This is a genomic window from Streptococcus sanguinis (assembly GCF_900635155.1).
GTDB classification, from domain to species: domain Bacteria; phylum Bacillota; class Bacilli; order Lactobacillales; family Streptococcaceae; genus Streptococcus; species Streptococcus sanguinis_G.
On record NZ_LR134002.1, the window covers coordinates 1,161,896 to 1,185,280 of the forward strand.

General features: G+C 42.5%; 24 protein-coding genes and 1 pseudogene. 5 read left to right on the forward strand and 20 right to left on the reverse strand.

Annotated features, from left to right (window positions below; genetic code table 11):
• Positions 1-30: 30 nt before the first annotated feature.
• The 3 genes from lpdA to ELZ47_RS06040 all read left to right on the forward strand — a co-directional run bounded on the left by lpdA (position 31) and on the right by ELZ47_RS06040 (position 3,605).
• Positions 31-1,737, forward strand: coding sequence for a dihydrolipoyl dehydrogenase (gene lpdA / locus ELZ47_RS06030; protein WP_125331063.1), 1,707 nt, complete (start codon positions 31-33; stop codon positions 1,735-1,737).
• Between the two features lie 66 nt (positions 1,738-1,803).
• Complete coding sequence (locus tag ELZ47_RS06035) at positions 1,804-2,793, forward strand: lipoate--protein ligase (protein ID WP_125331064.1); 990 nt, start codon at positions 1,804-1,806, stop codon at positions 2,791-2,793.
• A gap of 173 nt (positions 2,794-2,966) precedes the next feature.
• Positions 2,967-3,605 (forward strand): hypothetical protein, encoded by a 639-nt coding sequence (locus tag ELZ47_RS06040; protein ID WP_125331106.1) that lies wholly within the window; start codon positions 2,967-2,969, stop codon positions 3,603-3,605.
• Positions 3,606-3,684: 79 nt separating this feature from the next.
• Here the strand turns inward: ELZ47_RS06040 and xerS are convergent, their stop codons facing one another.
• From xerS to ELZ47_RS06075, 7 genes and pseudogenes are all read right to left on the reverse strand, one after another.
• The gene (xerS, locus tag ELZ47_RS06045) at positions 3,685-4,755 is read right to left on the reverse strand and encodes a tyrosine recombinase XerS (protein WP_125331065.1); all 1,071 of its coding nucleotides are present in this window, start codon (positions 4,753-4,755) and stop codon (positions 3,685-3,687) included.
• A gap of 178 nt (positions 4,756-4,933) precedes the next feature.
• Positions 4,934-5,274, reverse strand: a pseudogene (locus tag ELZ47_RS06050) (MepB family protein).
• 52 nt (positions 5,275-5,326) lie between these two features.
• The gene (locus ELZ47_RS06055) at positions 5,327-6,127 is read right to left on the reverse strand and encodes an alpha/beta hydrolase (RefSeq protein ID WP_126435574.1); all 801 of its coding nucleotides are present in this window, start codon (positions 6,125-6,127) and stop codon (positions 5,327-5,329) included.
• Between the two features lie 78 nt (positions 6,128-6,205).
• Positions 6,206-7,780: a signal recognition particle protein gene (gene ffh / locus ELZ47_RS06060; RefSeq protein WP_125331067.1), complete on the reverse strand. Its 1,575-nt coding sequence runs from the start codon at positions 7,778-7,780 to the stop codon at positions 6,206-6,208.
• A 27-nt stretch (positions 7,781-7,807) separates the two neighbouring features.
• Positions 7,808-8,023 (reverse strand): 2-oxoglutarate:acceptor oxidoreductase, encoded by a 216-nt coding sequence (locus ELZ47_RS06065; protein ID WP_126435575.1) that lies wholly within the window; start codon positions 8,021-8,023, stop codon positions 7,808-7,810.
• Between the two features lie 2 nt (positions 8,024-8,025).
• Positions 8,026-8,358, reverse strand: coding sequence for a putative DNA-binding protein (locus tag ELZ47_RS06070; RefSeq protein WP_125331069.1), 333 nt, complete (start codon positions 8,356-8,358; stop codon positions 8,026-8,028).
• Positions 8,359-8,510: 152 nt separating this feature from the next.
• Positions 8,511-9,209 carry a GntR family transcriptional regulator gene (locus ELZ47_RS06075; protein WP_002909746.1) on the reverse strand — a complete coding sequence of 233 codons (699 nt, stop codon included), beginning with the start codon at positions 9,207-9,209 and terminating at the stop codon, positions 8,511-8,513.
• Positions 9,210-9,447: 238 nt separating this feature from the next.
• Here ELZ47_RS06075 and guaA point away from each other — a divergent pair, with 238 nt between their 5' ends.
• Complete coding sequence (gene guaA / locus ELZ47_RS06080) at positions 9,448-11,010, forward strand: glutamine-hydrolyzing GMP synthase (RefSeq protein ID WP_125331070.1); 1,563 nt, start codon at positions 9,448-9,450, stop codon at positions 11,008-11,010.
• 136 nt (positions 11,011-11,146) lie between these two features.
• Here guaA and ELZ47_RS06085 read toward each other — a convergent pair whose 3' ends face one another.
• From ELZ47_RS06085 to ELZ47_RS06130, 9 genes are all read right to left on the reverse strand, one after another.
• Positions 11,147-12,127 (reverse strand): DUF1002 domain-containing protein, encoded by a 981-nt coding sequence (locus ELZ47_RS06085; protein ID WP_125331071.1) that lies wholly within the window; start codon positions 12,125-12,127, stop codon positions 11,147-11,149.
• A 276-nt stretch (positions 12,128-12,403) separates the two neighbouring features.
• Positions 12,404-13,258 (reverse strand): alpha/beta hydrolase, encoded by an 855-nt coding sequence (locus tag ELZ47_RS06090; protein ID WP_125331072.1) that lies wholly within the window; start codon positions 13,256-13,258, stop codon positions 12,404-12,406.
• Positions 13,259-13,523: 265 nt separating this feature from the next.
• Positions 13,524-14,126, reverse strand: coding sequence for a lysozyme family protein (locus ELZ47_RS06100; RefSeq protein ID WP_002915229.1), 603 nt, complete (start codon positions 14,124-14,126; stop codon positions 13,524-13,526).
• Positions 14,126-15,100, reverse strand: coding sequence for a nucleoid-associated protein (locus tag ELZ47_RS06105; RefSeq protein WP_125331073.1), 975 nt, complete (start codon positions 15,098-15,100; stop codon positions 14,126-14,128). The genes ELZ47_RS06100 and ELZ47_RS06105 overlap by 1 nt, the downstream gene beginning before the upstream one ends.
• Position 15,101: 1 nt before the next feature.
• Entirely contained in the window at positions 15,102-16,364 is a 1,263-nt protein-coding gene (glyA, locus tag ELZ47_RS06110) for a serine hydroxymethyltransferase (protein WP_125331074.1), read from the reverse strand.
• A gap of 47 nt (positions 16,365-16,411) precedes the next feature.
• Positions 16,412-17,002: an L-threonylcarbamoyladenylate synthase gene (locus ELZ47_RS06115; protein WP_125331075.1), complete on the reverse strand. Its 591-nt coding sequence runs from the start codon at positions 17,000-17,002 to the stop codon at positions 16,412-16,414.
• Positions 16,995-17,825: a peptide chain release factor N(5)-glutamine methyltransferase gene (gene prmC, locus ELZ47_RS06120; protein WP_125331076.1), complete on the reverse strand. Its 831-nt coding sequence runs from the start codon at positions 17,823-17,825 to the stop codon at positions 16,995-16,997. The genes ELZ47_RS06115 and prmC overlap by 8 nt, the downstream gene beginning before the upstream one ends.
• Positions 17,825-18,904, reverse strand: coding sequence for a peptide chain release factor 1 (prfA, locus tag ELZ47_RS06125; protein WP_002895522.1), 1,080 nt, complete (start codon positions 18,902-18,904; stop codon positions 17,825-17,827). The genes prmC and prfA overlap by 1 nt, the downstream gene beginning before the upstream one ends.
• Before the next feature lie 36 nt (positions 18,905-18,940).
• Positions 18,941-19,513, reverse strand: coding sequence for a thymidine kinase (locus ELZ47_RS06130; RefSeq protein WP_125331077.1), 573 nt, complete (start codon positions 19,511-19,513; stop codon positions 18,941-18,943).
• Positions 19,514-19,618: 105 nt separating this feature from the next.
• On the opposite strand from ELZ47_RS06130, the gene ELZ47_RS06135 reads away from it, so the two are divergent.
• Positions 19,619-19,819, forward strand: a complete 201-nt coding sequence (locus tag ELZ47_RS06135) for a 4-oxalocrotonate tautomerase (protein ID WP_223322810.1) — start codon at positions 19,619-19,621, stop codon at positions 19,817-19,819.
• A 68-nt stretch (positions 19,820-19,887) separates the two neighbouring features.
• Here ELZ47_RS06135 and ELZ47_RS06140 read toward each other — a convergent pair whose 3' ends face one another.
• The 4 genes from ELZ47_RS06140 to ELZ47_RS06155 are packed head-to-tail and all read right to left on the reverse strand — an operon-like array spanning position 19,888 to position 23,210.
• Entirely contained in the window at positions 19,888-21,273 is a 1,386-nt protein-coding gene (locus tag ELZ47_RS06140; protein WP_164549567.1) for a glycoside hydrolase family 1 protein, read from the reverse strand.
• Positions 21,270-22,577 carry a PTS sugar transporter subunit IIC gene (locus ELZ47_RS06145; protein ID WP_125331078.1) on the reverse strand — a complete coding sequence of 436 codons (1,308 nt, stop codon included), beginning with the start codon at positions 22,575-22,577 and terminating at the stop codon, positions 21,270-21,272. The genes ELZ47_RS06140 and ELZ47_RS06145 overlap by 4 nt, the downstream gene beginning before the upstream one ends.
• Positions 22,578-22,590: 13 nt before the next feature.
• The gene (locus ELZ47_RS06150) at positions 22,591-22,881 is read right to left on the reverse strand and encodes a PTS sugar transporter subunit IIB (protein ID WP_002909758.1); all 291 of its coding nucleotides are present in this window, start codon (positions 22,879-22,881) and stop codon (positions 22,591-22,593) included.
• A complete protein-coding gene (locus ELZ47_RS06155) occupies positions 22,878-23,210 on the reverse strand; it encodes a PTS lactose/cellobiose transporter subunit IIA (RefSeq protein ID WP_125331079.1) in 333 nt (110 codons plus the stop codon). Before ELZ47_RS06155 ends, ELZ47_RS06150 begins: the two co-directional genes overlap by 4 nt.
• Positions 23,211-23,385 lie beyond the last annotated feature (175 nt).

Genomic DNA, 23,385 nt, shown 5'->3' on the forward strand with positions numbered 1-23,385 from the left:
ATGAAAAACTAGTTAGAAAAGGAAAGAAAAATGGCTTTAGAAGTAATTATGCCCAAAGCCGGCGTGGATATGACCGAAGGGCAAATTGTCCAATGGAATAAGAAAGTCGGCGAATTTGTCAAAGAAGGAGAAATCCTTTTGGAAATCATGACTGACAAGGTCAGCATGGAATTGGAAGCTGAAGAAGATGGCTATCTGATTGCCATTCTCAAAGGTGACGGAGAAACTGTTCCAGTAACGGAAGTCATCGGTTACTTGGGAGAAGAAGGAGAAAATATCCCAACTTCTGGCGGATCTGCACCTGCGGAAGCACCAACTCCTGCAACAACGGCAACAAGCACAGATGATGATAAGAGTGATGATGCTTACGATATCGTTGTTATCGGTGGCGGACCTGCTGGTTATGTAGCGGCCATCAAAGCAGCTCAGCTGGGTGGCAAGATTGCCTTGGTTGAGAAGTCTGAGCTAGGCGGAACCTGCTTGAACCGTGGCTGTATTCCTACCAAGACTTACCTGCACAATGCTGAAATCATTGAAAACCTTGGTCATGCAGCGAGTCGCGGTATCATTATCGAAAATCCAAGCTTCTCAGTAGACATGGACAAGGTTCTAGAAACTAAAAACAAGGTTGTCAATACGCTTGTTGGCGGTGTTGCTGGCCTTCTCCGAAGCTATGGCGTAGATGTTCATAAGGGGATTGGTACCATTACTAAAGACAAGAATGTTCTTGTAAACGGCAGCGAGTTGCTAGAAACGAAGAAGATTATCTTGGCTGGTGGTTCCAAAGTCAGCAAGATCAATGTTCCTGGCATAGAATCATCTCTCGTCATGACCAGTGATGATATTCTGGAAATGAACGAAGTGCCAGAAAATCTGGTTATTATCGGCGGTGGTGTTGTTGGTATTGAGCTAGGCCAAGCCTTCATGACATTTGGCTCAAAAGTTACCGTTATCGAAATGATGGACCGCATTGTACCAGCTATGGATGCGGAAGTTTCTAAAAACCTTCGCCTCATCTTGGAGCGCAAGGGCATGACAATTTTGACTGAAACCAAGTTGGAAGAAATCGTCGAAGAAAACGGCAAACTCCGTATCAAGGTTGAAGGAAAAGAAGATATTCTAGCAGATAAGGCTCTGCTGTCTATCGGACGCGTGCCAGACCTAGAAGGCATCGGTGAGGTTGAATTCGAACTGGATCGCGGCCTTATCAAGGTCAATGAGTACATGGAAACTTCTGTTCTAGGTATTTACGCACCAGGTGATATCAATGGTACTAAGATGCTGGCTCATGCAGCCTTCCGTATGGGTGAAGTTGCTGCTGAAAATGCTCTGAAAGGCAATCACCATGTTGCTAAACTCAATCTGACACCTGCGGCTATCTACACCCTGCCAGAAGTAGCAGCAGTTGGTTTGACAGAAGAGCAAGCTCGTGAGAAATACGATGTAGCAATTGGTAAGTTTAACTTCGCTGCTAACGGCCGTGCTATTGCTTCAGACGCAGCTCAAGGCTTCGTTAAAGTCATCGCTGACAAGAAGTATGGTGAAGTGCTTGGTGTCCATATCATCGGTCCTGCTGCTGCAGAATTGATCAACGAAGCATCAACCATCATCGAAATGGAAATCACCGTAGAAGAAATGCTTAAGACCATTCACGGTCACCCAACTTTCTCAGAAGTTATGTACGAAGCATTTGCGGACGTACTGGGATTGGCAGTTCACTCACCTAAGAAAAAATAATTTAAAAGATAGATTAGACTGGGCATAAATCATCGTTCCAGTCTCTATCGTATAAAGAGGTAGCTTATGAAATACATTGTTAACTACTCAAATGATACAGCTTTTAATATTGCTCTGGAAGAATATGCTTTCAAACACCTCTTAGATGAGGATGAAATTTTCCTGCTCTGGATTAACAAACCCTCTATCATAGTGGGACGTCACCAAAATACCATCGAAGAAATCAACCGTGATTATGTTCGTGAGCATGGCATTGAGGTCGTACGTCGTATCAGTGGCGGTGGAGCTGTTTATCATGATCTAAACAACCTTAACTACACCATTATCTCCAAGGAAAGCGAAGACCGCGCTTTTGACTTCAAGAGCTTTTCTACGCCGGTTATCAACACCTTGGCTGAACTTGGAGTAAAGGCTGAATTCACCGGCCGTAATGATCTGGAGATTGATGGCAAGAAGTTCTGTGGCAATGCACAGGCCTATATTAATGGCCGTATCATGCACCATGGCTGCCTACTCTTTGATGTTGATTTGTCTGTCTTGGCCAATGCGCTTAAGGTTTCTAAAGACAAGTTCGAATCAAAAGGCGTTAAATCCGTCCGTGCACGCGTGACAAATATTGTCAATGAATTACCAGAAAAGATTACTGTCGAAGAATTCCGCGACCTGCTTCTGGACTACATGAAGAAAGAATATCCAGAAATGACAGAATATGTTTTCTCCGAGAATGAACTGGAAGAAATCAAGCAAATCAGAGATAGCAAGTTTGGAACTTGGGACTGGAACTACGGTAAATCACCTGAATACAACGTGCGCCGTGGGACCAAGTTTACCAGCGGTAAGGTAGAAATCTTTGCCAATGTTGTTGAATCAAAGATTCAGGATATTAAAATCTATGGAGACTTTTTTGGTATTGAAGACGTAGCAGCAGTAGAAGATGTGCTGCGCGGCGTTAAATACGAACGCGAAGATGTCCTTAAAGCTCTTGAAACGATTGATATCAGCCGCTACTTTGCTGGAATCAGCAGAGAAGAGATTGCTGAAGCTATCGTTGGTTAAAATATGACATTATGACATAAAGAAAACCAAGCTCTCGAAGAGTTTGGTTTTTCATGTAAACAGTATATTTCAAATCAACAACATTCTTACGTTTCCTTAACCAGCTAGTTTTCTCTAGGCTTTATCTACCAGATATGATAAAATGATAGGGAATCAGAGAAAGAGGTGTCTTGATGCAGAAAGTCCCAGTAGAAAGCCTTGGTCTGTTTGAGCAGTTGGACCGCACAGTTGTAGCTTTTCTGAAGAAAAAACCATCTCCTAATCCAGACAACTTTTATGTTAGCATATCTGCAGAAGATTATGAGAAAAAGAAAGAAGAATTTGAAAAATCAGGCTATCAAGCCGTGAAATTGCCACTTGGCATGGCGTTAGATAATGTTATTCAGCAACCTTCTTTCCAAAATCTTGTCATTGGCGGGCTCTACATGGTAGATGTCTTCGTTCCCAAGGAAGACCTAATGCCCTTAAAGGACCTAGTTGATAGCTTCTGCATCATGTTTGCAGCAGCTAATAATCGAATAGAGAATATCAAGGCTTACGATCTGATGAAGAGTAAAACTGTCTATTTTATCGGAAGACTCTTCACGGACAACCCTCAGCCAGGTGATGAAGTTAGCTTTGAAGGGCTGAATAGGGAGACAGCAGACGGCTCCTACGAAGCGGTCAAATGCTTCCTAACTAGAGAAAGCGCTGAAAAGTACAATGCCAAAAATCGACCTGTCACAGCAGCAAACCTTGAACATCTCAAGCACTTCTGGGGCAAGCCGCTGATTGTTGAACCACATCGAAATTATTGGATTGAGTTTATATAAAAGAAAGAGCGAAGTATCTACAATAGATTTCTCGCTCTTTTGTTGCACTCTTTTTTCACATATTTTAAATTATGTAACTTTATAGTTTATCCAAAGCATTCTTTTGCTCGTCATTGACAATGTGGGTGTAGAGGTCCGTTACCTGAGTGCTAGCATGTCCTAGCTGATGACTGACGAGAACTTGAGACTTGGTTGCATCGTATAAACGTGTAGCAAGCGTATGGCGGAGTTTGTGAGGCGTCACTCGCACCTTGAAGTCCTCAGAATACTTGGCCACCATTTTTTCGACACTAGAAGCATCGATTCGATTAGGAGTGCCACGGTATTCAGTCAAAAAGAAGGCTGTATCAGTCTTTTCGGCCTTGTATCGTTTGCTTCGAATGCTCAGATAGTCTTCTAAATAGGGCTTAGCAAAAGCAGCAACATTGACAGAATCCCTTTTCCCCCCTTTTCTAGTCACTTCAATGACCATCATTTTGAGATTGATGTCTTTTAGGTCTAGATTGACAGCTTCAGACAGACGAACACCAGAGGCTAGCAGCAAGGCAATGATGGCTAGATCACGTTCCTTGTTTTTGTTGAAGGAGGACAGAGCGCGGTTAGAGAGCTTCTTAGGGTACTCCGTATCAATATACTGGAGAAATTCTTCCGTCTCATCCCCTAAAAAGAGCTTCTGCTTAATGTTCTCTGCACGAGCAGCCAGAGTTTCCTTTTTCTTCTTGGTAGCAACCTTTTTCATCACATTTCGATAGAAGTAGGGCTCACCTTGCTCGTTTTCCACTTCCTCAGTCAAATATTTGTAGAGGCTGGACAAGGCTGAAAGAGTCCGGTTGATGGTTGTCTGGGAAACACCGTTTTGAGTCGTATTAGCATTGAGAAGCGGCCGCTCTCGCAGATACAGAATGAAGGCCTCCATGTCTTTCTTGGTCATATTTTCCAAGACCGATAGAGGAATCTCAGCAATATGCGAAGCATCCGTTATACCAGATTCAAGCACCCAGTTAAAAAAGCGATCATATTCTTTGAGGTATTCGTATAAGGTTGTAAAACTATAAGGCACCGCCAGCTTAGACTGGTAATATTCCAGAATGTACCAAGGCATAGTGGCCTTGAGTTTATCAATTCTTTCTAATAGCAATTCACGTTTCACCACAATTCTCCGTTTTCTCTATAACAGTAGTATAGCATATCTAGATATATTTTTCAAGAAAATTATAGTTTTTCGGAAAAATGATAGAGAGAAGTAAGCAATCTGACTTTACTACAAAATAGATAATAAAAACAAGACAGAATTGATGAGCTAAACTCTGTCTTGTTTTTCCTAAAACTTATTCTTCTAATTCGATTTTTTGAAAATAATCCAGTTGCCATTTTTGTGTTGCCTGAGCTGTTTTATTTAAATTTGTGCACCAGGACGGATAAAAACGCATAGCCATCTTTCCTTTACAATCCTTTCTAGAAAGAATTTTTTTACTGATAGCTACCTCTTTGGGAATTATAAATAAACCACAATGACAGTCGTCGATAACGACAATAAACCAGTTCAGTTCATCTATATTCTTGATCGTCCTTTGGCTTAATCAAAATGCTTTCATAGTCTTCATTCCATTTTTCATTTATCAGATCGAAGTTACCATAATACCTAATGAAGAATCTCTACCATTTTCATTGTTTTATTGTCTTTCTAATTTTTACTAAAATTAAATTATGTAAAATATTTACTATAACAAAAACTCCCTAATCAAATCAATTACCTGATCATTTTGCGGCAAGGAAGAATGATGGGCATCCTTGCCTACGACGACTACCTCTCTGTGCGAGGCAATCTTTCCTTTGTAAATCAAACTCCCGGCCTCTACACTGCTTTTATGGACAATTCCGTCACCATCTCGGAAAAAGATTCCCAAAATCGACAAATGCTGAAGCTTCTTAGGAAGTTTTTCCTGGTTGGCTACAAAGTCATCTAACATCTCAACTCGATGATTGAGATTCTTCTTGTTCAGATTATAAGGACTGCCAATAGTCAGGAGTTTTTCCATCTCAAGTCCGGAATGATTTGCTAGGTATTGCTGCAGAAATACTGTATAAACTAGACCACCGTTAGAATGCCCCAGCGCCTTAAACCTGTTAAAAGAATACTTCTCTCGTAAGACAGTCAAGACAGCGTCAAACATTGCTGCCTGCTGCTTTATATTTTCATAACCATCACGATTATTTTGAAAGCCAATCACAAAAATGGGGTTTATGTCTTTCCGCTTCAAATGCCCTCTGTAGGTCATGTGTCCGTCATTCCAGACTTTAATACGGACCAGACTATGATTCGGATGCTGATTCCTGTTAATTTTTTTAACCATTCGATTAAAACGATTCTCTGTCGCCGAACTACCTGGAATCATGATAATAGGACGTATTTCGACCTTGCTGGTAGGTAGATGAGAAATAGGGTGGGAAGGCATCTTGTTTAATAATTTTTGAAAGGTCTTAGCAAGTCGATGAATGCATCGAGTCAAAAAAGGCTTCATTCTAGTCTCCGTATCTGAATCTGATGTTTTCAAAAACAAGCCACATAAAACTTAGTTATGCGACTTGTTTTTTTGTTATTACTTCCGCTTCTTCTTGTTTTTCTTCATTTGCTTGGCCATCTTGTTCATGCTGCGTCGCATCAGAAACTCTCCAGCTTTCCCTTTGAGACCGCCACCAAACATTTGGCTCATATCCGGCATGCCAGCTCCTCCCAAAGCTGACATATCCGGCATACCGCCTTGGCCCATCATACCTTCCAGCGCTGACATATCAGGCATTCCTCCGCCACCTGGCATGTTCTTAGGCATATTGTTTGGATTAAGACCCATTTGCTTCATCATCTTGCTCATATCGCCTGATAGAACGCCCTGCATCATCTGCTTAGCTTGATTGAAGTCTTTGATAAATTTATTAACATCAACGAAGCTGTTACCTGAACCATTGGCAATCCGACGGCGACGGCTAGGACTCAGCAAGTCAGGATTTTCCCGCTCAGCCGGTGTCATAGAGGATACGATGGCACGTTTGCGGGCAATTTCTTTCTCATCCACTTTGATATTCTTGAGGGCAGGATTATTGGCCATGCCTGGAATCAGCTTGAGCAAATCTTCCATAGGTCCCATGCCTTGTACCTGATCCAGCTGATCAATGAAGTCATTGAAATCAAAGGTGTTTTCTCGCATCTTTTCAGCCATTTCAAGCGATTTTTTCTCATCGTATTCCTGAGAGGCTTTTTCAATCAGAGTCAGCATGTCCCCCATACCCAAAATCCGGCTGGACATGCGGTCTGGGTGGAAGGTTTCGATATCAGTAATCTTTTCACCGGTACCAGTAAATTTAATGGGCTTACCAGTAATCTGACGGACAGACAAGGCTGCACCGCCACGGGTATCCCCATCAATCTTGGTCAAGATAACCCCAGTCACTTCCAGTTGACTGTTAAATTCGCGAGCGACATTAGCTGCTTCCTGACCAATCATGGCATCGACAACCAAGAGGATTTCATTCGGATTAGCCAGCGCTTTGACATCTGACAGCTCCTGCATGAGCTTTTCGTCAATCTGTAGACGCCCAGCCGTATCAATTAGGACATAATCGTTGTGGTTGGCTTTTGCCTGCTCCAGACCTTGACGGACAATCTCAACAGCCGGAACTTCCGTACCTAAAGCAAAAACTGGTACATCAATTTGCTGTCCAAGTGTTTTCAACTGATCAATAGCCGCCGGACGGTAAATATCCGCCGCAATCATGAGCGGACGAGCATTTTCTTCTTTCTTGAGTTTATTAGCAAGCTTACCAGCAAAGGTGGTTTTACCTGCCCCTTGCAGACCAACCATCATGATAATAGTTGGAATTTTTGGTGACTTGATAATCTCAGCAGTATCAGAACCCAAGATAGTTGTCAGCTCTTCGTCAACAATCTTGATAATCTGTTGCGCTGGATTGAGGGTATCAATAACCTCATGGCCGACAGCACGCTCACGGACTTTCTTGATAAAGTCTTTGACAACTGGCAGGGCAACGTCGGCTTCTAAAAGGGCCAGACGAATCTCTTTGGTTGCTTCCTGAACATCGCTCTCTGAGATTTTTCCTTTTCTGCGCAGATTTTTAAAGACGTTCTGCAAACGTTCCGTTAAACTTTCAAATGCCATTTTTATTTCTCCTAGTTTCTATTTCAATCAATTCAGTGGAAATTTTCCAAAACGTGTTAAACAAGCGTATTCCTCAGCAGATATTTCTTTCATAATCTCATTTGGGTATCCCCAGCAGCTGAAGCCTTCTTGCATTGCCTTAGAAAGATTGTCAGGGGAGATGATTTGTACCCTGGCAGGAAAAGGTTTTTCCAACTCCAACAACCAGCAAGACATTCCCTTGTAGATAACTTGCTTAGCCATAGTCACTCTCGGTTGTCAATACCCGACAGAATCCCGATCTGCTCTTGCAGATAGCTGTCTTCAGGGTATTTCTCCGTAATTTGGTCAAATATCTGACTTCTAACAATGTAGTCCGAGTACATGTGCAGCTTTTTCTCATAGTCTTCCAGAATCTTCTCTGTACGCTTGATATTATCATAAACGGCCTGACGGCTGACACCAAACTCCTCAGCTATCTCAGCCAGGCTGTAGTCATCCGCATAATAGAGCTCGATATAGTTCATCTGCTTGTCAGTCAAAAGCGCCGCATAAAACTCAAAGAGAGCATTCATTCGGTTTGTTTTTTCAATTTCCATAAGAAATATTATACCAGAAAAGCATGATAAACTCTAGTCTGACAAGGGAAATAAACACTCGAAATATGAGATTGCAAAAGGTCAATCAGCTTTTTTTGCCGAGTGAAAGACAAGTTAAAAACTCTTAGTGATAACCAAGAGTTTTGCAGCTATTAATTGTTTTCCAAATAAAATTCAAAACGATCGCCGACATACTGGCTTTTTACATATTCAAAAGCTGTACCATCGTCAAAGTAAGAGATCTGAGTCAGTCCTAAGATGGCATGGCCGCGAGGAATATCGAGGTAATTGGCGATTTTTTCCTTAGCTAGCCGAGCATAGATAGTCTGCTGGGACTTGCCGATCTTATAGCCATGTTCCTGCAAGGTCTGGAAGAAATGACTGGTCACCTCTTCTTTTTTAAAATTCTTAATGAACTTCTCTGGAATTGAAGCCACCTCGTAGACCACCGGCAAATCGTCAGCGTAGCGAACCCGCTCCATCCGAATGACATTTTCTGTCTTATGGATGCCTAGCTTTTCCACTTCCTGCTCACTCGGCAGAGTGCGTCGATAAGAAATGAGCTGACTGGACGGCGTTTTGCCTTGTGCTTTCATGATTTCCGTGAAGCTGGTGGTGCCGCGCATTTTCTCCTGAACGCGTGTGCTGGCTACAAAGGTTCCACTACCGACCCGACGCTCCAGCACTCCCTCCTCAACCAAGAGCGTGATGGCCTGACGCAGGGTCATACGGCTGACCTTAAAGGTTTCGGCTAGATCTCGCTCACTGGGCAGGCGCTCTCCAATCTCCCAAACGGCATCGTCGATGTCTTTTTTAATCTGATCATGAATTTTGATATATGCGGGTAACATGTCGGCTCTTCTTTCTTATTTGGTACCTTCCTTTATTTTAGTACCAAATACTTCAAATGTCAAACTAAATGATAAGTATTAGCTCTCAAACGCTTGCTTTTCTCACGATTCTAGCTGTTTAGTCAAATAAAGTCTCATATTCGCTTTTTCATCACTCTTACTCCTTATTACCTTGGAAAAATTCCTTTTTTGTGATAAAATGAGGGGAAAAGATTACTTCTTTTAAGAAAGGGAACAGATGACAACTAGAACTGAATTGCAAGATGTCGAAAAGATCATCGTGCTTGATTACGGAAGCCAGTACAACCAGCTGATTTCACGCCGCATTCGTGAAATCGGTGTTTTTTCTGAGCTCAAGAGCAACAAGATTACTGTTGACGAAGTCCGTGCTATCCAGCCTGTCGGGATTATCCTTTCAGGCGGTCCGAATTCTGTATATGAAGACGGCTCCTTTGATATTGACCCAGAAATTTTCGAGTTGGGAATCCCGATTTTGGGGATCTGCTATGGTATGCAACTGTTGACTCACAAGCTGGGCGGCAAGGTTGTCCCTGCTGGTCATGCTGGAAATCGAGAATATGGGCAGTCAACTCTGTCACATACTGCTAACTCCAGCCTTTTCAACGGAACACCTGAAAGCCAGCTAGTTCTTATGAGCCATGGAGATGCAGTAACAGAAATTCCTGCTGACTTTGTCCGTACTGGTACTTCTGCTGACTGTCCTTTTGCAGCAATTGAAAATCCTGCTAAGAAAATCTACGGCATTCAGTTCCACCCTGAGGTTCGTCATTCGGAGTTTGGCTACGATATTCTTCGTAACTTTGCTCTGAATATTTGTGGAGCCAAAGGCGACTGGTCTATGGATAACTTCATTGACATGGAAATCCAAAAAATCCGCCAAACCGTCGGTGACAAGAAGGTGCTGTTGGGACTTTCTGGTGGTGTAGACTCTTCTGTCGTCGGTGTTCTCTTGCAGAAAGCAATCGGTGATCAACTAATCTGTATCTTTGTGGATCATGGTCTTTTGCGTAAAGGCGAAGCTGATCAGGTCATGGATATGCTTGGCGGCAAATTTGGTTTGAATATCGTCAAGGCAGACGCAGCTAAACGTTTCCTTGATAAACTAGCCGGTGTTTCAGATCCGGAGCAAAAACGTAAAATCATCGGAAACGAGTTTGTCTATGTCTTTGACGACGAAGCCAGCAAACTGAAAGATGTAAAATTCTTGGCTCAAGGAACGCTCTATACAGACGTTATCGAATCTGGCACCGACACCGCTCAGACTATCAAGTCTCACCATAACGTTGGTGGTCTGCCGGAAGACATGCAGTTTGAGCTGATTGAGCCGTTGAACACACTTTATAAGGACGAAGTTCGTGCTTTGGGTACAGAGCTTGGTATGCCTGATGAAATTGTCTGGCGCCAACCATTCCCAGGACCAGGACTTGCTATTCGCGTTATGGGAGAAATCACTGAGGAAAAATTAGAAACTGTCCGCGAATCGGATGCTATTCTCCGCGAAGAAATCGCCAAAGCTGGTCTTGACCGCGACATCTGGCAATACTTTACTGTTAATACTGGAGTCCGTTCGGTTGGTGTCATGGGCGACGGCCGGACTTACGACTACACAATTGCGATTCGCGCCATCACTTCTATCGATGGAATGACAGCTGACTTTGCCAAGATTCCTTGGGATGTCCTGCAAAAAATCTCTGTTCGTATCGTCAACGAAGTAGACCATGTCAACCGCATCGTCTATGATATCACCAGCAAACCACCTGCAACTGTAGAGTGGGAGTAAGAAATAAATCTAATTTGAAATATTAAAAGTAAAAATCCTCCACTAGAACGCTTCTGATGGAGGATTTAACATATTAAGAAATAACAAACAAGGCTGGGACTAACATGTCCCAGCCTTGTTTTACATAGTCTTAGAATTAACCGCCAAACAATCCTTTAAAGAAGTTGACAATGGCATTCCAGATATTAGAAAAGAAATTACCGCCTTCTTGAAGGAGGCCATTTGCATCAAAGTTAAGGTTAATATTGTTAAAGGTATCCCCTGCCTTTGAAACAATACTGTCTTTCAAGTCACTAAGCGTCTTTGTAAAGTCAGAATCCGTAATGACTCCACTGTTTGAAAGATTGACAGCGAAATTCACGATGAGGTTGATTTGGTCACTGGTCACTGACTGAGTCAGACCGTAGTTTTTCAAGGTTTCTTCGACAATCTTACGGACATCATCTGCTGTCAGATTGCTGTTGTTCTTCTTAGCGTTGGCGATAGCCGCTTTGATATCAGCCAGAGCCACGTTGAGCTTGTCTGCGTCATAGCCTTCCTTACCTGTGTTTTCAGCATTGATACCAGAAAGGGCAGCCAGTTCTTCCTGCGCTAGGTTTTTATTTTCCTGAGGAATGGTCGCTCCATTATCTTCCAGAGAGTAGTAAATCCCTGCCAAGGCGCTCTCACCTGTTACCGGAATCGGTGCAGCAACGGTAATCTGCGCGTGCTGAACCCCTAGAGTAACAGCCGCATTGCGATACATATCTTCTGTAACCTTGGTGATGTTTTGCGGAGTGACAATTTTGACCTCTAATGGCTTATTGCTGCCTAATTTCTGGATTTTTACAGAAGAATAAAGCTGCAGGCTAGGGTCATTGGCAACATCCATGATTTTAGAGTAGACTTCCGGTGTCATGGTCTTAAGTGGCTTGCTGTCACTAGATGAATTGTAGCCCAACATCTGCAAGGTCTGCTGTTTTTGGCTCTCATCTAAGGAGTAACCCAGCACATACTCTGGCTGCACGTATGTCTCATCAATGACTTTCTGAACATTTGAATCGGCAGCTGCGGTCGATACAGTAAACAGAGTAGCCAGCAAGGCTCCTGCTGTCATTAAAGTTTTTTTGAATTTCATATTTTTTCCTCTTTTCCTCCCGCTATAGTTTCCCAAATTCTATAGCTTTTTTATAGAGCAAACCTTTTATCTGAGTTCCTCTAATTTCTGTTTCTTGAGCTTGTAATTTTCGCTCCATTTGATGTCCAGAGTGCTTCAGTTAAGTTGCTGCAATGATGGAGTTATTATTATCTCATCCATAAATGGCTCGAGATAATAGATACATTTTACAACATTTCTCAAAGAAGTTCAAAGAAAAAACAGTCACTGAATTTGCTAGCCAGCAACTGCTCTTTTCTACTTTTTCCAAAGGAAGTCTATCAGTAACTCGTCTACTTCTGGATTCTCATGCAATTGGCTGTGCTGAGCCAACTGACCTGTGATTTTCTTTTCCTGATAAGATTTAGCATTCTCAACTAGGAGATATTTGAGGCTTCGAGAAGAAATATTGAGGACAGAACCGTCGGATTCATTTTTAAAATCACCGTAAATGTTCAAAACATCTACCTGATCTTGCGGGTAAACTTCTCGTAATCCCAGTAGATTTTGATAAGTCTGGCTCATAGCATTAGGCTGGCCAGTTTGGTCATCTAAGATACTCAAATCTTCAGGCAAGTCCCTTCCTTCCAGACCATTAACATGGTTGGCAATATTGACCTGCTTTTGCAACTGAGGAAGATTTTCATCCTGACCGTTCTCCAGCATATAAAAGAGGATGGACATATTCCCCATCGAATGGCCTACTAGATTCATCTTATCAAATCCATAAGTTTCTTGTAGCTTACGAATCACAGCTGCTGCATATTTGCCATCTTGAGCATAGTCGGCATTGCGGTTATCTTCGTAGTTTACCTTAATAATGGGATTGATAGCACCTTTCGGTATCTCTCCTAATAAGCTTACTTGCCCATTTTTACTGACATTTGCTGTGATAATTGTCTGAGTGACTCCAGCCTTTTTGGCAGCCTCTGTCATATGATTTTCAGCATTAGAGCTGGATCCAAAACCATGGAAAAACAAGGTCGGCGTTGTTGACTGCACATATTGTTTTGTGTTGAGCTCAGTGGCTTCTTTATGGTTGTAAAAAGCTGTTAGACCGGCAATTGTCACCAAAACCAGAATGAGGAGTTTAAAACCAAGTTTCTTGTTCATTTTTCATTCCTTTTTATGATAGATGTACAAAATTATATCATGTATCCATCATGGTTACAAATATCTGGATTATTACTTCACCATCAAAAAAGAGGCTGGGACAAAAGTCCTAGCCTCTCAATTGTCTTTGGATTGTCGAGCAAGACGCAGTGGTTGAGTGGGCTCTACTACGCTGATTTCATCAGCTTTTACAGCCCTACTCAACTGTGCGGAGGTGGGACGACGAAATCGAATTCTAACGAATTACCGATTTCTGTCCCACTCTCTAAAACCATTTTAAGAGGCGCATGATGTGCATGTTCATCTTGACCTGGCGGGAATAATAATAATTACCGCCGTTTATATAGAGTTCTGGACCGTGGAAAATTGAAATCAGGTTATAGTAGCCGTAGGTCTTGCCAGTTACATTTCCTAAGCTTGGCGCTACTACATCTTTGGAATATTTCTTAGCCAGTTCTAGCGTATTTTCGCCACCGTTTTTAGCTACATAGTCGATATAGGCCTGACCGAAATTATAGGCTTGTACTGCTGTCCAAACATCCACCTTTTTCTCGCTGGCTAACTCTAGGTTATCAGATAAGGTCTGAACTCCCTGGCGAATACTTTCTTTGTTGTCCGTGATGGCATTGGTCTGACCAGTTGCGCTTTCACTGGACTGCATGACATCGGTGTCTTTTCCCTTGGTCTCTGTATAAATCATGGCCAGCACCAATTCTTCATTGGCCGCTGTGTCCTGCTCATCAAGCACTTCTCTGACCAATGTCTGATACTTCATGACCTGCTTGACATCATGATGAACCTGATAAATCTTGTAGCCAGCAAAGAGCACGAAAAGGACTAAAATCAGTCTTCTTAGAAATTTAAACATTATTTATTTTGGATATCCTCGATGTTCTTAATCAAAATAGAATAGGTCCCGTTATCGTTCTGGATAAATTCTACCGACTCTGCGTCCTGATAGATATTATTAGGAACGATGAGTTCAATTCCATTTGAAAGGGAGAGTTTCTGATTTTCGAACTTTTTCTTCTGGCGGCTGCTGTCAATCTCATCAAACTTGACTGGCTCAGGAATAGCTTCCTTGACTTGGTCAATAAAGGTAAGTCGGGCAGTCAGATTGCTGTCAAAAAGATCATCGGCAAGTTTCTCAGGCGACAGTTCGTCATTTTCTTCCAAATTTTTGAAAATACTGGATTTGACCTTGGACTGGAACTGAAAATCGTCTTTGTTAAAACTTTCGGCAACTTTTTGAGCAGTCCTCTCAAGTGCTTTGATTGATTTCTTAGCTGAGATTGTCGGATTGACCTGCAAGAGATTGTCTGACATATAATTGAGAAAGGCACCGTTATACTTGATGCGCTTTTCAATCAGATGGTACTTGCGAGATTTGAGATTAATGACCAAAGCCTCGTCCGCACCCGTACCAAAGCCAGGCAGATTGTTCTGCGTCAACTTGATAGGATTGTCCACCTCGCCACCTAAGTGGGTCAGAGTTTCCCGCAGAGCAATCCGCAGAAAAGCAAAGTGCTCCACACCTTCTTTGTCAAACTGGACAAAAATCAGATCATTGGTTTTCTGGTTTTCACTGACAGAAAACTCCTCCTGCCAGAGCTTGGCAACTGTCACTGATGTTTCCAATAGGTCGTCTGAAAGCTGGGCTAAAAAGACATTTTCAGGATCGAAAACACCTGTTTTAGCATCGTCAGAATAGACCCGTTCAATCTTCTTGCGCAGGTATTCTTCAATCTTGGGAGTAATGTTGAGAAACTTATCCGCCAGCAGCAGTTCGGTATCAGCTGGGCTGAATTGATGAATAATGGCTTTTTTTACGTAAATATCCATCTTAGTTCAAGCCCTCATAGAGTGGAAAAGCGTCCGTCAATTCGCGAACTTCCGCCCGCACCTGATTCAGCACCGCTTCGTTTTCAGCGTTTTCCAGAGCCTTGATAATGAGCTCGGCTACCTTGATACTTTCTGTTACACCAAAGCCTCGAGCTGCAATGGCTGCTGTACCGATACGAATTCCGCTAGTCTTAAATGGTGATAAAGTCTCGTAAGGGATGGAATTTTTATTAAGCGTGATATTAACCTCATCCAAGAGATTTTGCGCTACTTTTCCATTTTCTACAACCTTAGTAACATCCACCAAGAAAAGGTGATTTTCAGTACCGTCAGAAATCACACGGAACTTGTCATGCTGACGGAAGACTTGGGCCATGGCTTGGGCATTATCCAAAATCTGCTGGGCATAAATCTTGAAAGCTGGGTCAAGCACTTCTTTAAAGGCAACTGCTTTGGCTGCAATGACGTGTTCCAACGGTCCGCCTTGAATGCCTGGGAAGATAGCTGAGTTAATTTTCTTAGCCAATTCTTCATCATTTGTCAAAATCAAACCACCGCGAGGTCCTCGCAAGGTCTTGTGGGTTGTCGTGGTTGTGATATCCGCATAAGGCACAGGGCTAGGATGGAGACCTGCAGCAACCAAACCAGCGATGTGAGCCATATCAACCATGAGCTTAGCACCTACCGCATCAGCGATTTCACGGAATTTTGAAAAGTCAATAATATGAGAGTAAGCTGAAGCCCCTGCCACAATCAGCTTAGGCTGTACTTCTTTGGCTTGCTGGAGAATAGCATCAAAGTCCAGTAATTCTGTTTCTGGGTCTACGCTATAAGATACAAAATTATAGGTTTGCCCAGAGAAGCTGACTGATGCACCATGAGTCAAGTGGCCTCCGGCAGACAGATCCATGCCCATAACTGTATCACCTGGCTCAATCAAAGCCATATAAGCTGCACAATTAGCCTGGCTGCCTGAGTGGGGTTGCACATTAGCAAACTTGGCACCAAAAATTTCCTTGGCGCGTTCAATTGCCAGACTCTCAATCACATCCACTACATCTGTCCCACCATAGTAACGGCGGCCTGGGTAGCCCTCAGCGTACTTATTGGTCAAAATTGAACCTTGAGCAGCCATGACAGCTTTAGAAACGACATTTTCTGAAGCGATTAGTTCAATATTATGTTGCTGACGTTCTTCTTCTTTAGCAACTGCTTCCCAAATCTCTGGGTCAAATGCTTTGTAGTCTTCTTGGTCAAAAATCATAAGGTGTCTCCCTTCTTTTGCGAAAATAGGACCTTAGGTCCTAAAAGTTAAAAGTTTATACCACTTACCCGGGCGAGAATATCCTCGCGAGTAATCGCTCCCTGGCGTAAAATAAGAGTCTTTTCTCCAGACAAGTCTAAAATGGTTGAATCCTGACCTGTCAGAGCAGCATCATCTTTTACTCCCGAGACTTGCTTTTGAAAATCCATCATAATCTGCTGAAAAGAAGTTCCACTAGCTTTTCCAGAAAGATTGGCGGATGGACCAATCAAGGGACCGTACTTCCGAATCAAGTCCAGCGTAACTGGATGCTTAGGAATCCGAAAACCCACGGTTTCCATACCTGAGTTTATCCAAACAGGCACTCGGTCATTGGCCTGGAGGATAATAGTCAGCGGCCCAGGTAGAAAGGCTTGATAGAGCTGCTCTAGGTAGCTGGGCTGGTTCTTAGAAAAAACATAAATCTCTTCCAAGCTAGCCACATTGAGATTAAGAGCCTTGTCACGAGGTCTTCGTTTTAATTCGTAGACACGTTCAACCGCCTCTTGATTCAAAGCCTGGGCAAAGAGGCCATAAACTGTTTCTGTCGGCAGGACAACTGCTCCGCCTGCTGCCAGAGTCTTCTCTATCTTATCCATTGTCCATCGCCACCATTCTATCTTTGCCGAATTGATCTTTCAGAACTCGGATTCGTTTTTGCGGAAAAGATTTTTTTAGTAACTCCCTGACACCGTCTCCTTGCTTGTAACCAATTTCCAGATAGATCTTTCCCTTTTCTGTCAGATAGTCTCCTGCCTGCTCGGCTATTTTCCGGTAGACTGCATAGCCATCTTCCTCCGCAAAGAGAGCCATGTGAGGCTCTGAAGTCAAAACATTAAGTCCAACTTCATGCTTATCTTCTTCTGAAATATAAGGCGGATTGGAGGCGATAATGTCAAATTTTCCTTGTATTGTATCCAAGCAATCAGATTGGACAAAAGTGAGGTTGAGTCCGCAAGACTGAGCATTTTCTGCTGCCAAGGAAAGAGCATCTTTTGACAGATCAGAAGCAGTAATCTTCCAGTCTGGGCGGCTGTTTGCTAGTGCAAGAGCAATGGCTCCGCTACCTGTTCCGATATCCAAGATAGACAGAGAACTTTCGGGATTTTCTGACAAAATCAGCTCCACCAACTCCTCCGTCTCAGGCCTTGGAATCAGAACTCGCTCATCCACCTTGAGAGTCAAACCGTTAAAGTCACTGCTCCCAATGATATACTGGGCTGGCTTGTGAGCAAGCAGCTGCTCTTGAATTGCTTTTAGCTGCTCACGGTCTTCCCGGCTGACTTCTGTCCGAAGCTTTAGAACAAAGTCGGTAAAGGAGAGCTCGTTGAGAGCCCGATAAACGAAAGACAGGCTTTCTGCTTCTTCTCCCGCTGCTACTAGCTCCTGCTCTAACTCAGTCAAATATTGAGTCAATGTCATTATTTATTCAGCTCTTCTAGTTTTTGTGTTTGGTCATAGAGAACCAAGGCATCAACAACTTCATCCAGTTTGCCAGCTAAAATCGTATCCAGCTTTTGCAGAGTCAATCCAATACGGTGGTCTGTCACACGGTTTTGTGGGAAATTATAGGTGCGAATCCGCTCTGAGCGATCGCCTGTACCAATTGTGGACTTGCGCTCTGCATCTTGCTCATCTTGAGCAATTTGAGCAAAGTGGTCTGCCACACGAGCTCGGATGATTTTCATAGCCTTATCTCGGTTCTTCTGCTGAGTACGCTCTTCCTGCATTTCAACCTTGATATTGGTTGGCAGATGGACAATACGAACCGCGGTTGCAACCTTGTTGACGTTCTGTCCGCCGGCACCTGAAGCGTGGTAGATGTCAACACGCAAATCTTTAGGATCAATGTCGTATTCGACTTCTTCGATTTCTGGCATCACCAAGACAGTTGCCGTCGAGGTGTGAACGCGACCTTGGCTTTCGGTCACAGGAACCCGCTGTACGCGGTGTGCACCAGATTCATACTTAAGTTTCGAGTAGACCGACTGACCTGAGACCATAGCGACCACCTCCTTGATCCCACCTACACCATTGTAAGAAGCCTCCATGACTTCGAAGCGCCAGCCTTGGCTTTCAGCATATTTTTGATACATCTGCAAGAGGTCTCCTGCGAACAACTGAGCCTCATCTCCTCCTGCTGCACCGCGGATTTCAAGGATAATATTCTTATCATCGTTTGGATCTTTCGGTAAAAGAAGGATTTTTAGTTTTTCCTCGTATTCTTCTTTTTCAGCCTTGGCATCCTTGAGCTCCTGCTTGGCCATTTCTTCCAAGTCGGCATCACCAGAGGCGTCTTTAATCATCTCTTCAGCGTCAGTGATGTTTTGCAGGACTTTTTTATACTCGCGGTATGCCGTCACTGTATCTCGGGTGCTGGCTTCTTCCTTAGAAAGCTCCATAAAACGCTTGGTATCACTGACCACATCAGGGTCACTCAAAAGCTCACCTAACTCTTCGTAGCGATCTTCAACCGCCTGTAACTGTTCATAGATGTTCATAGATTTTTCATCATCTCCTTTATTTCTATCATTGGATTACTTAATATCAGGGTTAAAATAGTGCTTGCGGCAGACTGAGATATAGGTCTCGTGGCCGCCAATTTTAATCTGCTCTCCGTCATAAACCGGCTTTCCGTTATCAGTCCGTAAAACCATGGTGGCCTTACGAGAGCAATATTGGCAAATGGTTTTAATCTCCTCAATCTTATCAGCCAAGAGTAAGAGATGTTTGGAGCCTTCAAAGAGTTCATTGCGAAAATCGTTCTTCAGACCAAAAGCCATAACTGGAACACCCAACTCATCCACCACTCTAGCCAAATCATAGACATGATGGCGTTTCAAGAACTGAGCTTCATCAATTAAAACACAGTATGGCTTCTCAGGCAGCTGCTGGATATAGCCAAAAATATCCGTCTGATCTTCAATAGCCATAGCATTCCGCTTCATACCGATACGACTAGAAACGACACCAAAACCGTCGCGGGTATCAACAGCCGAGGTCATGATAACTACGCTCTTGCCTTGTTCTTCATAATTGTGGGCCACTTTCAAAATTTCAATGGTCTTGCCCGAATTCATCGTGCCATATTTGTAGTATAACTGAGCCATAATTTAAATCTTTGCTAATTCACTATCTCCATTTTTACTTCACATTATTTTACCATAATTCACTACTCTTTAAAACCTCATTTGTGATAAAATAATGATAAAGAAATAAAGGAGGCAAAAAATATGCCATTTGTTAGAATTGATTTATTTGAAGGTCGTACTCTGGAGCAGAAAAAAGCTCTTGCCAAGGAAGTAACTGAAGCCGTTGTCAGAAATACAGGCGCACCTCAGTCTGCTGTCCATGTCATTATTAACGACATGCCAGAAGGAACCTACTTCCCACAAGGAGAAATGAGGGAAAAATAAAAAAGAAAAGCCGGCAGTGTATAGGGATACAAACTGCTGGCTTTTTTCTATGAATGGCTTCTACTGTTTTATCTTTTGCTCTCAAATTCTTTAATTAATTTTTGATACCAGTAAAAACTATCTTTTCGAATCCGCTCTAGACTACCCCCTTCTTCCTCATCACGGTCTACATAAACGAATCCATAGCGCTTGCCATAACCGTTGAGCCATGAAAGTAGATCTGTGAAAGACCACGTACAATAGCCGATGACTTGGCAACCATCTTCTATGGCATTTTGTACAGCTGTAATATGATTATCAAGATATTCAATCCGATATGGGTCATGGATCTTTCTATCTTCCGTTAAGGTATCATACTCTCCTAGCCCATTTTCAGTTATCATAATCGGGATGTCATATCTGCTGGTAATCCGCCGTAAAGCAATTCGCAAACCAATTGGATCTATTTCCCACTCCCAGCTAGTACGCTCTAAGTGTTCGTTTGGCACATGCTTAAACTGGTCCGGCTCTCCAGCCTCAGCATTCGGTACATTAGCAGCAAAAGTATGAGATTGGTAATAGTTGACACCAACGAAATCTGGACGACCAGCTTTTAAAATCTCTAAATCCCCTTCTCGGATATCCAATTCTATACCGAATTGATTTTTCAGATAAGCTAAGGCTGTCTTTGGATAACGTCCCAATAGATAAGCATCCATCCAGTACCAAACATTAACATCCAAGGATTTCTCCATTGCTAGAACATTTTCTGGTCGATTATCCAGAGCATAGAGAACAGGAAAGGCAAAGCTTGGACCGATTTGACCTTTTATTTTTAAATCATGGAATCGCTTGATAATTGTCGCATTAGCCAAGTTGACAATGTGATTGACTTGATGCATTCGCTTGATGTCTTTAATTCCTGGTGGGAAATAGCCATCTCTGTAGCCGAGTCCAACAAAGACATTTTGCTCGTTAAGTCCTATCCAATATTTCACTCGATCTCCAAAGTTTTTGAAGAGAATCTCTGCATAATACAGGAAATCGTCGATTATCTTTCTGGATTCCCAGCCTCCATACTCATCTTGAAGCGTCTGAGGCAGATCCCAGTGATAGATCGTGATAATAGGTTCAATATTATATTTGAGAAGCTCATCAATCAGATTTGAATAAAACTCAATCCCTCTCTGGTTAACCTCTCCTCGTCCCTCGGGCAAAATACGGGTCCATGCAATAGAAAATCGATAAGCTTTTAGGCCCATTTCGGCCATCAGTTTCACATCTTCTTTATAGTGATGATAATGGTCCACTGCCACATCGCCTGTCGTGTTTTTAAAGGTCCTATTAGGCTGGCGGACAAAGGTGTCCCAGATAGACAGACTCTTACCATCTTCATCCCAAGCTCCTTCAACTTGATAGGCTGCTGAAGCCGATCCCCAGAGAAAGTCTCTGGAAAATTTTGTCACATCAATCAAGCTGCTGCACCTCCTTTGGCTTCTAGAGTTTCCATTTCAGCTTCTTGCTTAACCAATTGCTCTTCGTATTTTTTGAAGAATGGATAGTAGATTAACATAGCTGGTAAAATCAAGATATAGTCCCAAACAAAGTTTTGCCAACGAAGGGTGGTCAGATAGTTACTAAAGCCCATTGGCAACTGAGCGCTGACAACAATCCAAGCTGGAATGATAAAGCCTGTTTTGTAAGCAAAATAAGTCAAAATCATCATAATAGGCACATTGAGTACATAAGGGATACAAAGAATTGGGTTGAACATAATTGGCATACCAAATGTTACTGGCTCGTTGATACCAAACCACCCAGGAATGAGCGAAATCTTTGATACGGCACTGATTTGTTTAGATTTTGAACGTAAGCCCATCAGGACTAGTGCCCAGGTATTCCCTGTACCACCAACTAAAGCCATGGAAGTGTAGAGTAAGACTGGGAAGAATTGCATTGGCTGACCGTTCGCATGAAGAGCAGCATTGGTTGTTGCCGCTTGAATCCCAAGCGGAGAAATGATTGGAATAATGATGAGGGTACCATGAATACCGAAACACCAAAGAATCAGCGCTAACATACAAAGCATCACAATACCTGGAACAGATGATACAGCGCCAAGCGGTGCACGCAAGAGAGCCATAAAACCAGACGGAACATTATAAGCTCCTGCTGTCAAGGCTCCAATTCCAACATTCAGCAAGAGGAAGAGAGTGATGGAGAAGAATACCGGCAGAATAGAGCCGAAACTATCTTGCAGGAACTGCGGCACAACATCTGGCATCTTTATTTTAATATCTTTTTCATAACAGAATTTTTCAATCTGAACGACGACAAAGACAATGAAGAAGCTGATAAACATACCTTGTGAGCCGAGATAGTCTAATTGCAGACCGGAGAATTCTTCAGTATCAACAAAAGCTCCTGCCACAAGCATGAAAGTAACTGCTGTATCAACAGCTGCCATAATAGGGGATTTCAATTTCAAATTCTTAGCATAATGATAAGCAAAGAAGATGGCAACCCAGATAGAAATAAAATCCATTGAAAAACGGAAAGGCAAGGTCAATGTATTATACACTGCATCCCCTGTTTTGAACCAACCTAGAGCAGTTTCATTTCCAATTGCAGCTAAGACTTGAAATAAGGAACCTACGGTAATCAATCCCAAGAGAGAGCCTAATCCAGCTTGTAAAGACTGTATAAACACATTGTTGGCCAGTTTATAACCAATTTCCTGAAGTTTGGTCATGAATTTACTGTTAAAGAATTTTTCCATCAGAAAAACCTCCTTAAGATATTGCTTTAATTAATTGAAAGATATTCTTACAATCTCCCATTGCATAATCCATAGCTGGAATGGTGGCAACAGGTTTTGAAACTGTCTCTTTGACAGAATCAAGTTTATAAGAAACCTGAGGACCTAATAAAATTACGTCATAGTCCTGAGCATAATCTTGATAGTCCATCAATCCGACCGCTTTTATATCGAGGTCAATACCTTGGTCATTTGCATATTGCTCCATTTTTTTCATCAGGATGCTCGTGGACATTCCGGCTGCACATATTAATAAGATTTTCATTGTCTTTCTCCTTCTCTATTGGAATACAGTTCAATCATCTCAGTGATAAGGTCAATAGCCAAGAGACTCGTCATAAAATGATCTTGTGCATGAACAAGCAATATACTCAACTGATGACCGTTTCCTTGTGCTTCTTCCTGCAATAATTCCGTTTGAGAATGATGGGCTTTTAAAATAACACTATTTGCCCCATCCATTAATTCCTTAGCTGCATCAAATTCGGCTAATTTTGCTTTTTTAAGTGCTTCAAAAGCTAAGGATCGGGCCGCACCAGAATTGGCAATTAAGGACATGGCAATAATCTCCGCTGAACTATTCCATTCTTCCATACAAACTCCTCCTTTCAATTTGACTTCTTACCCAAAGTTTACTATAGCTTTATTTTACTGTCAAAAGCGTTTATATTTTCTTAATATACAGTTTTCTAGCTTAGTGTATCCATTTTCAAATGCCATTCATACTCAATTTATTATAAAAAATTTAAAGCAACACTTTCTTACGTGC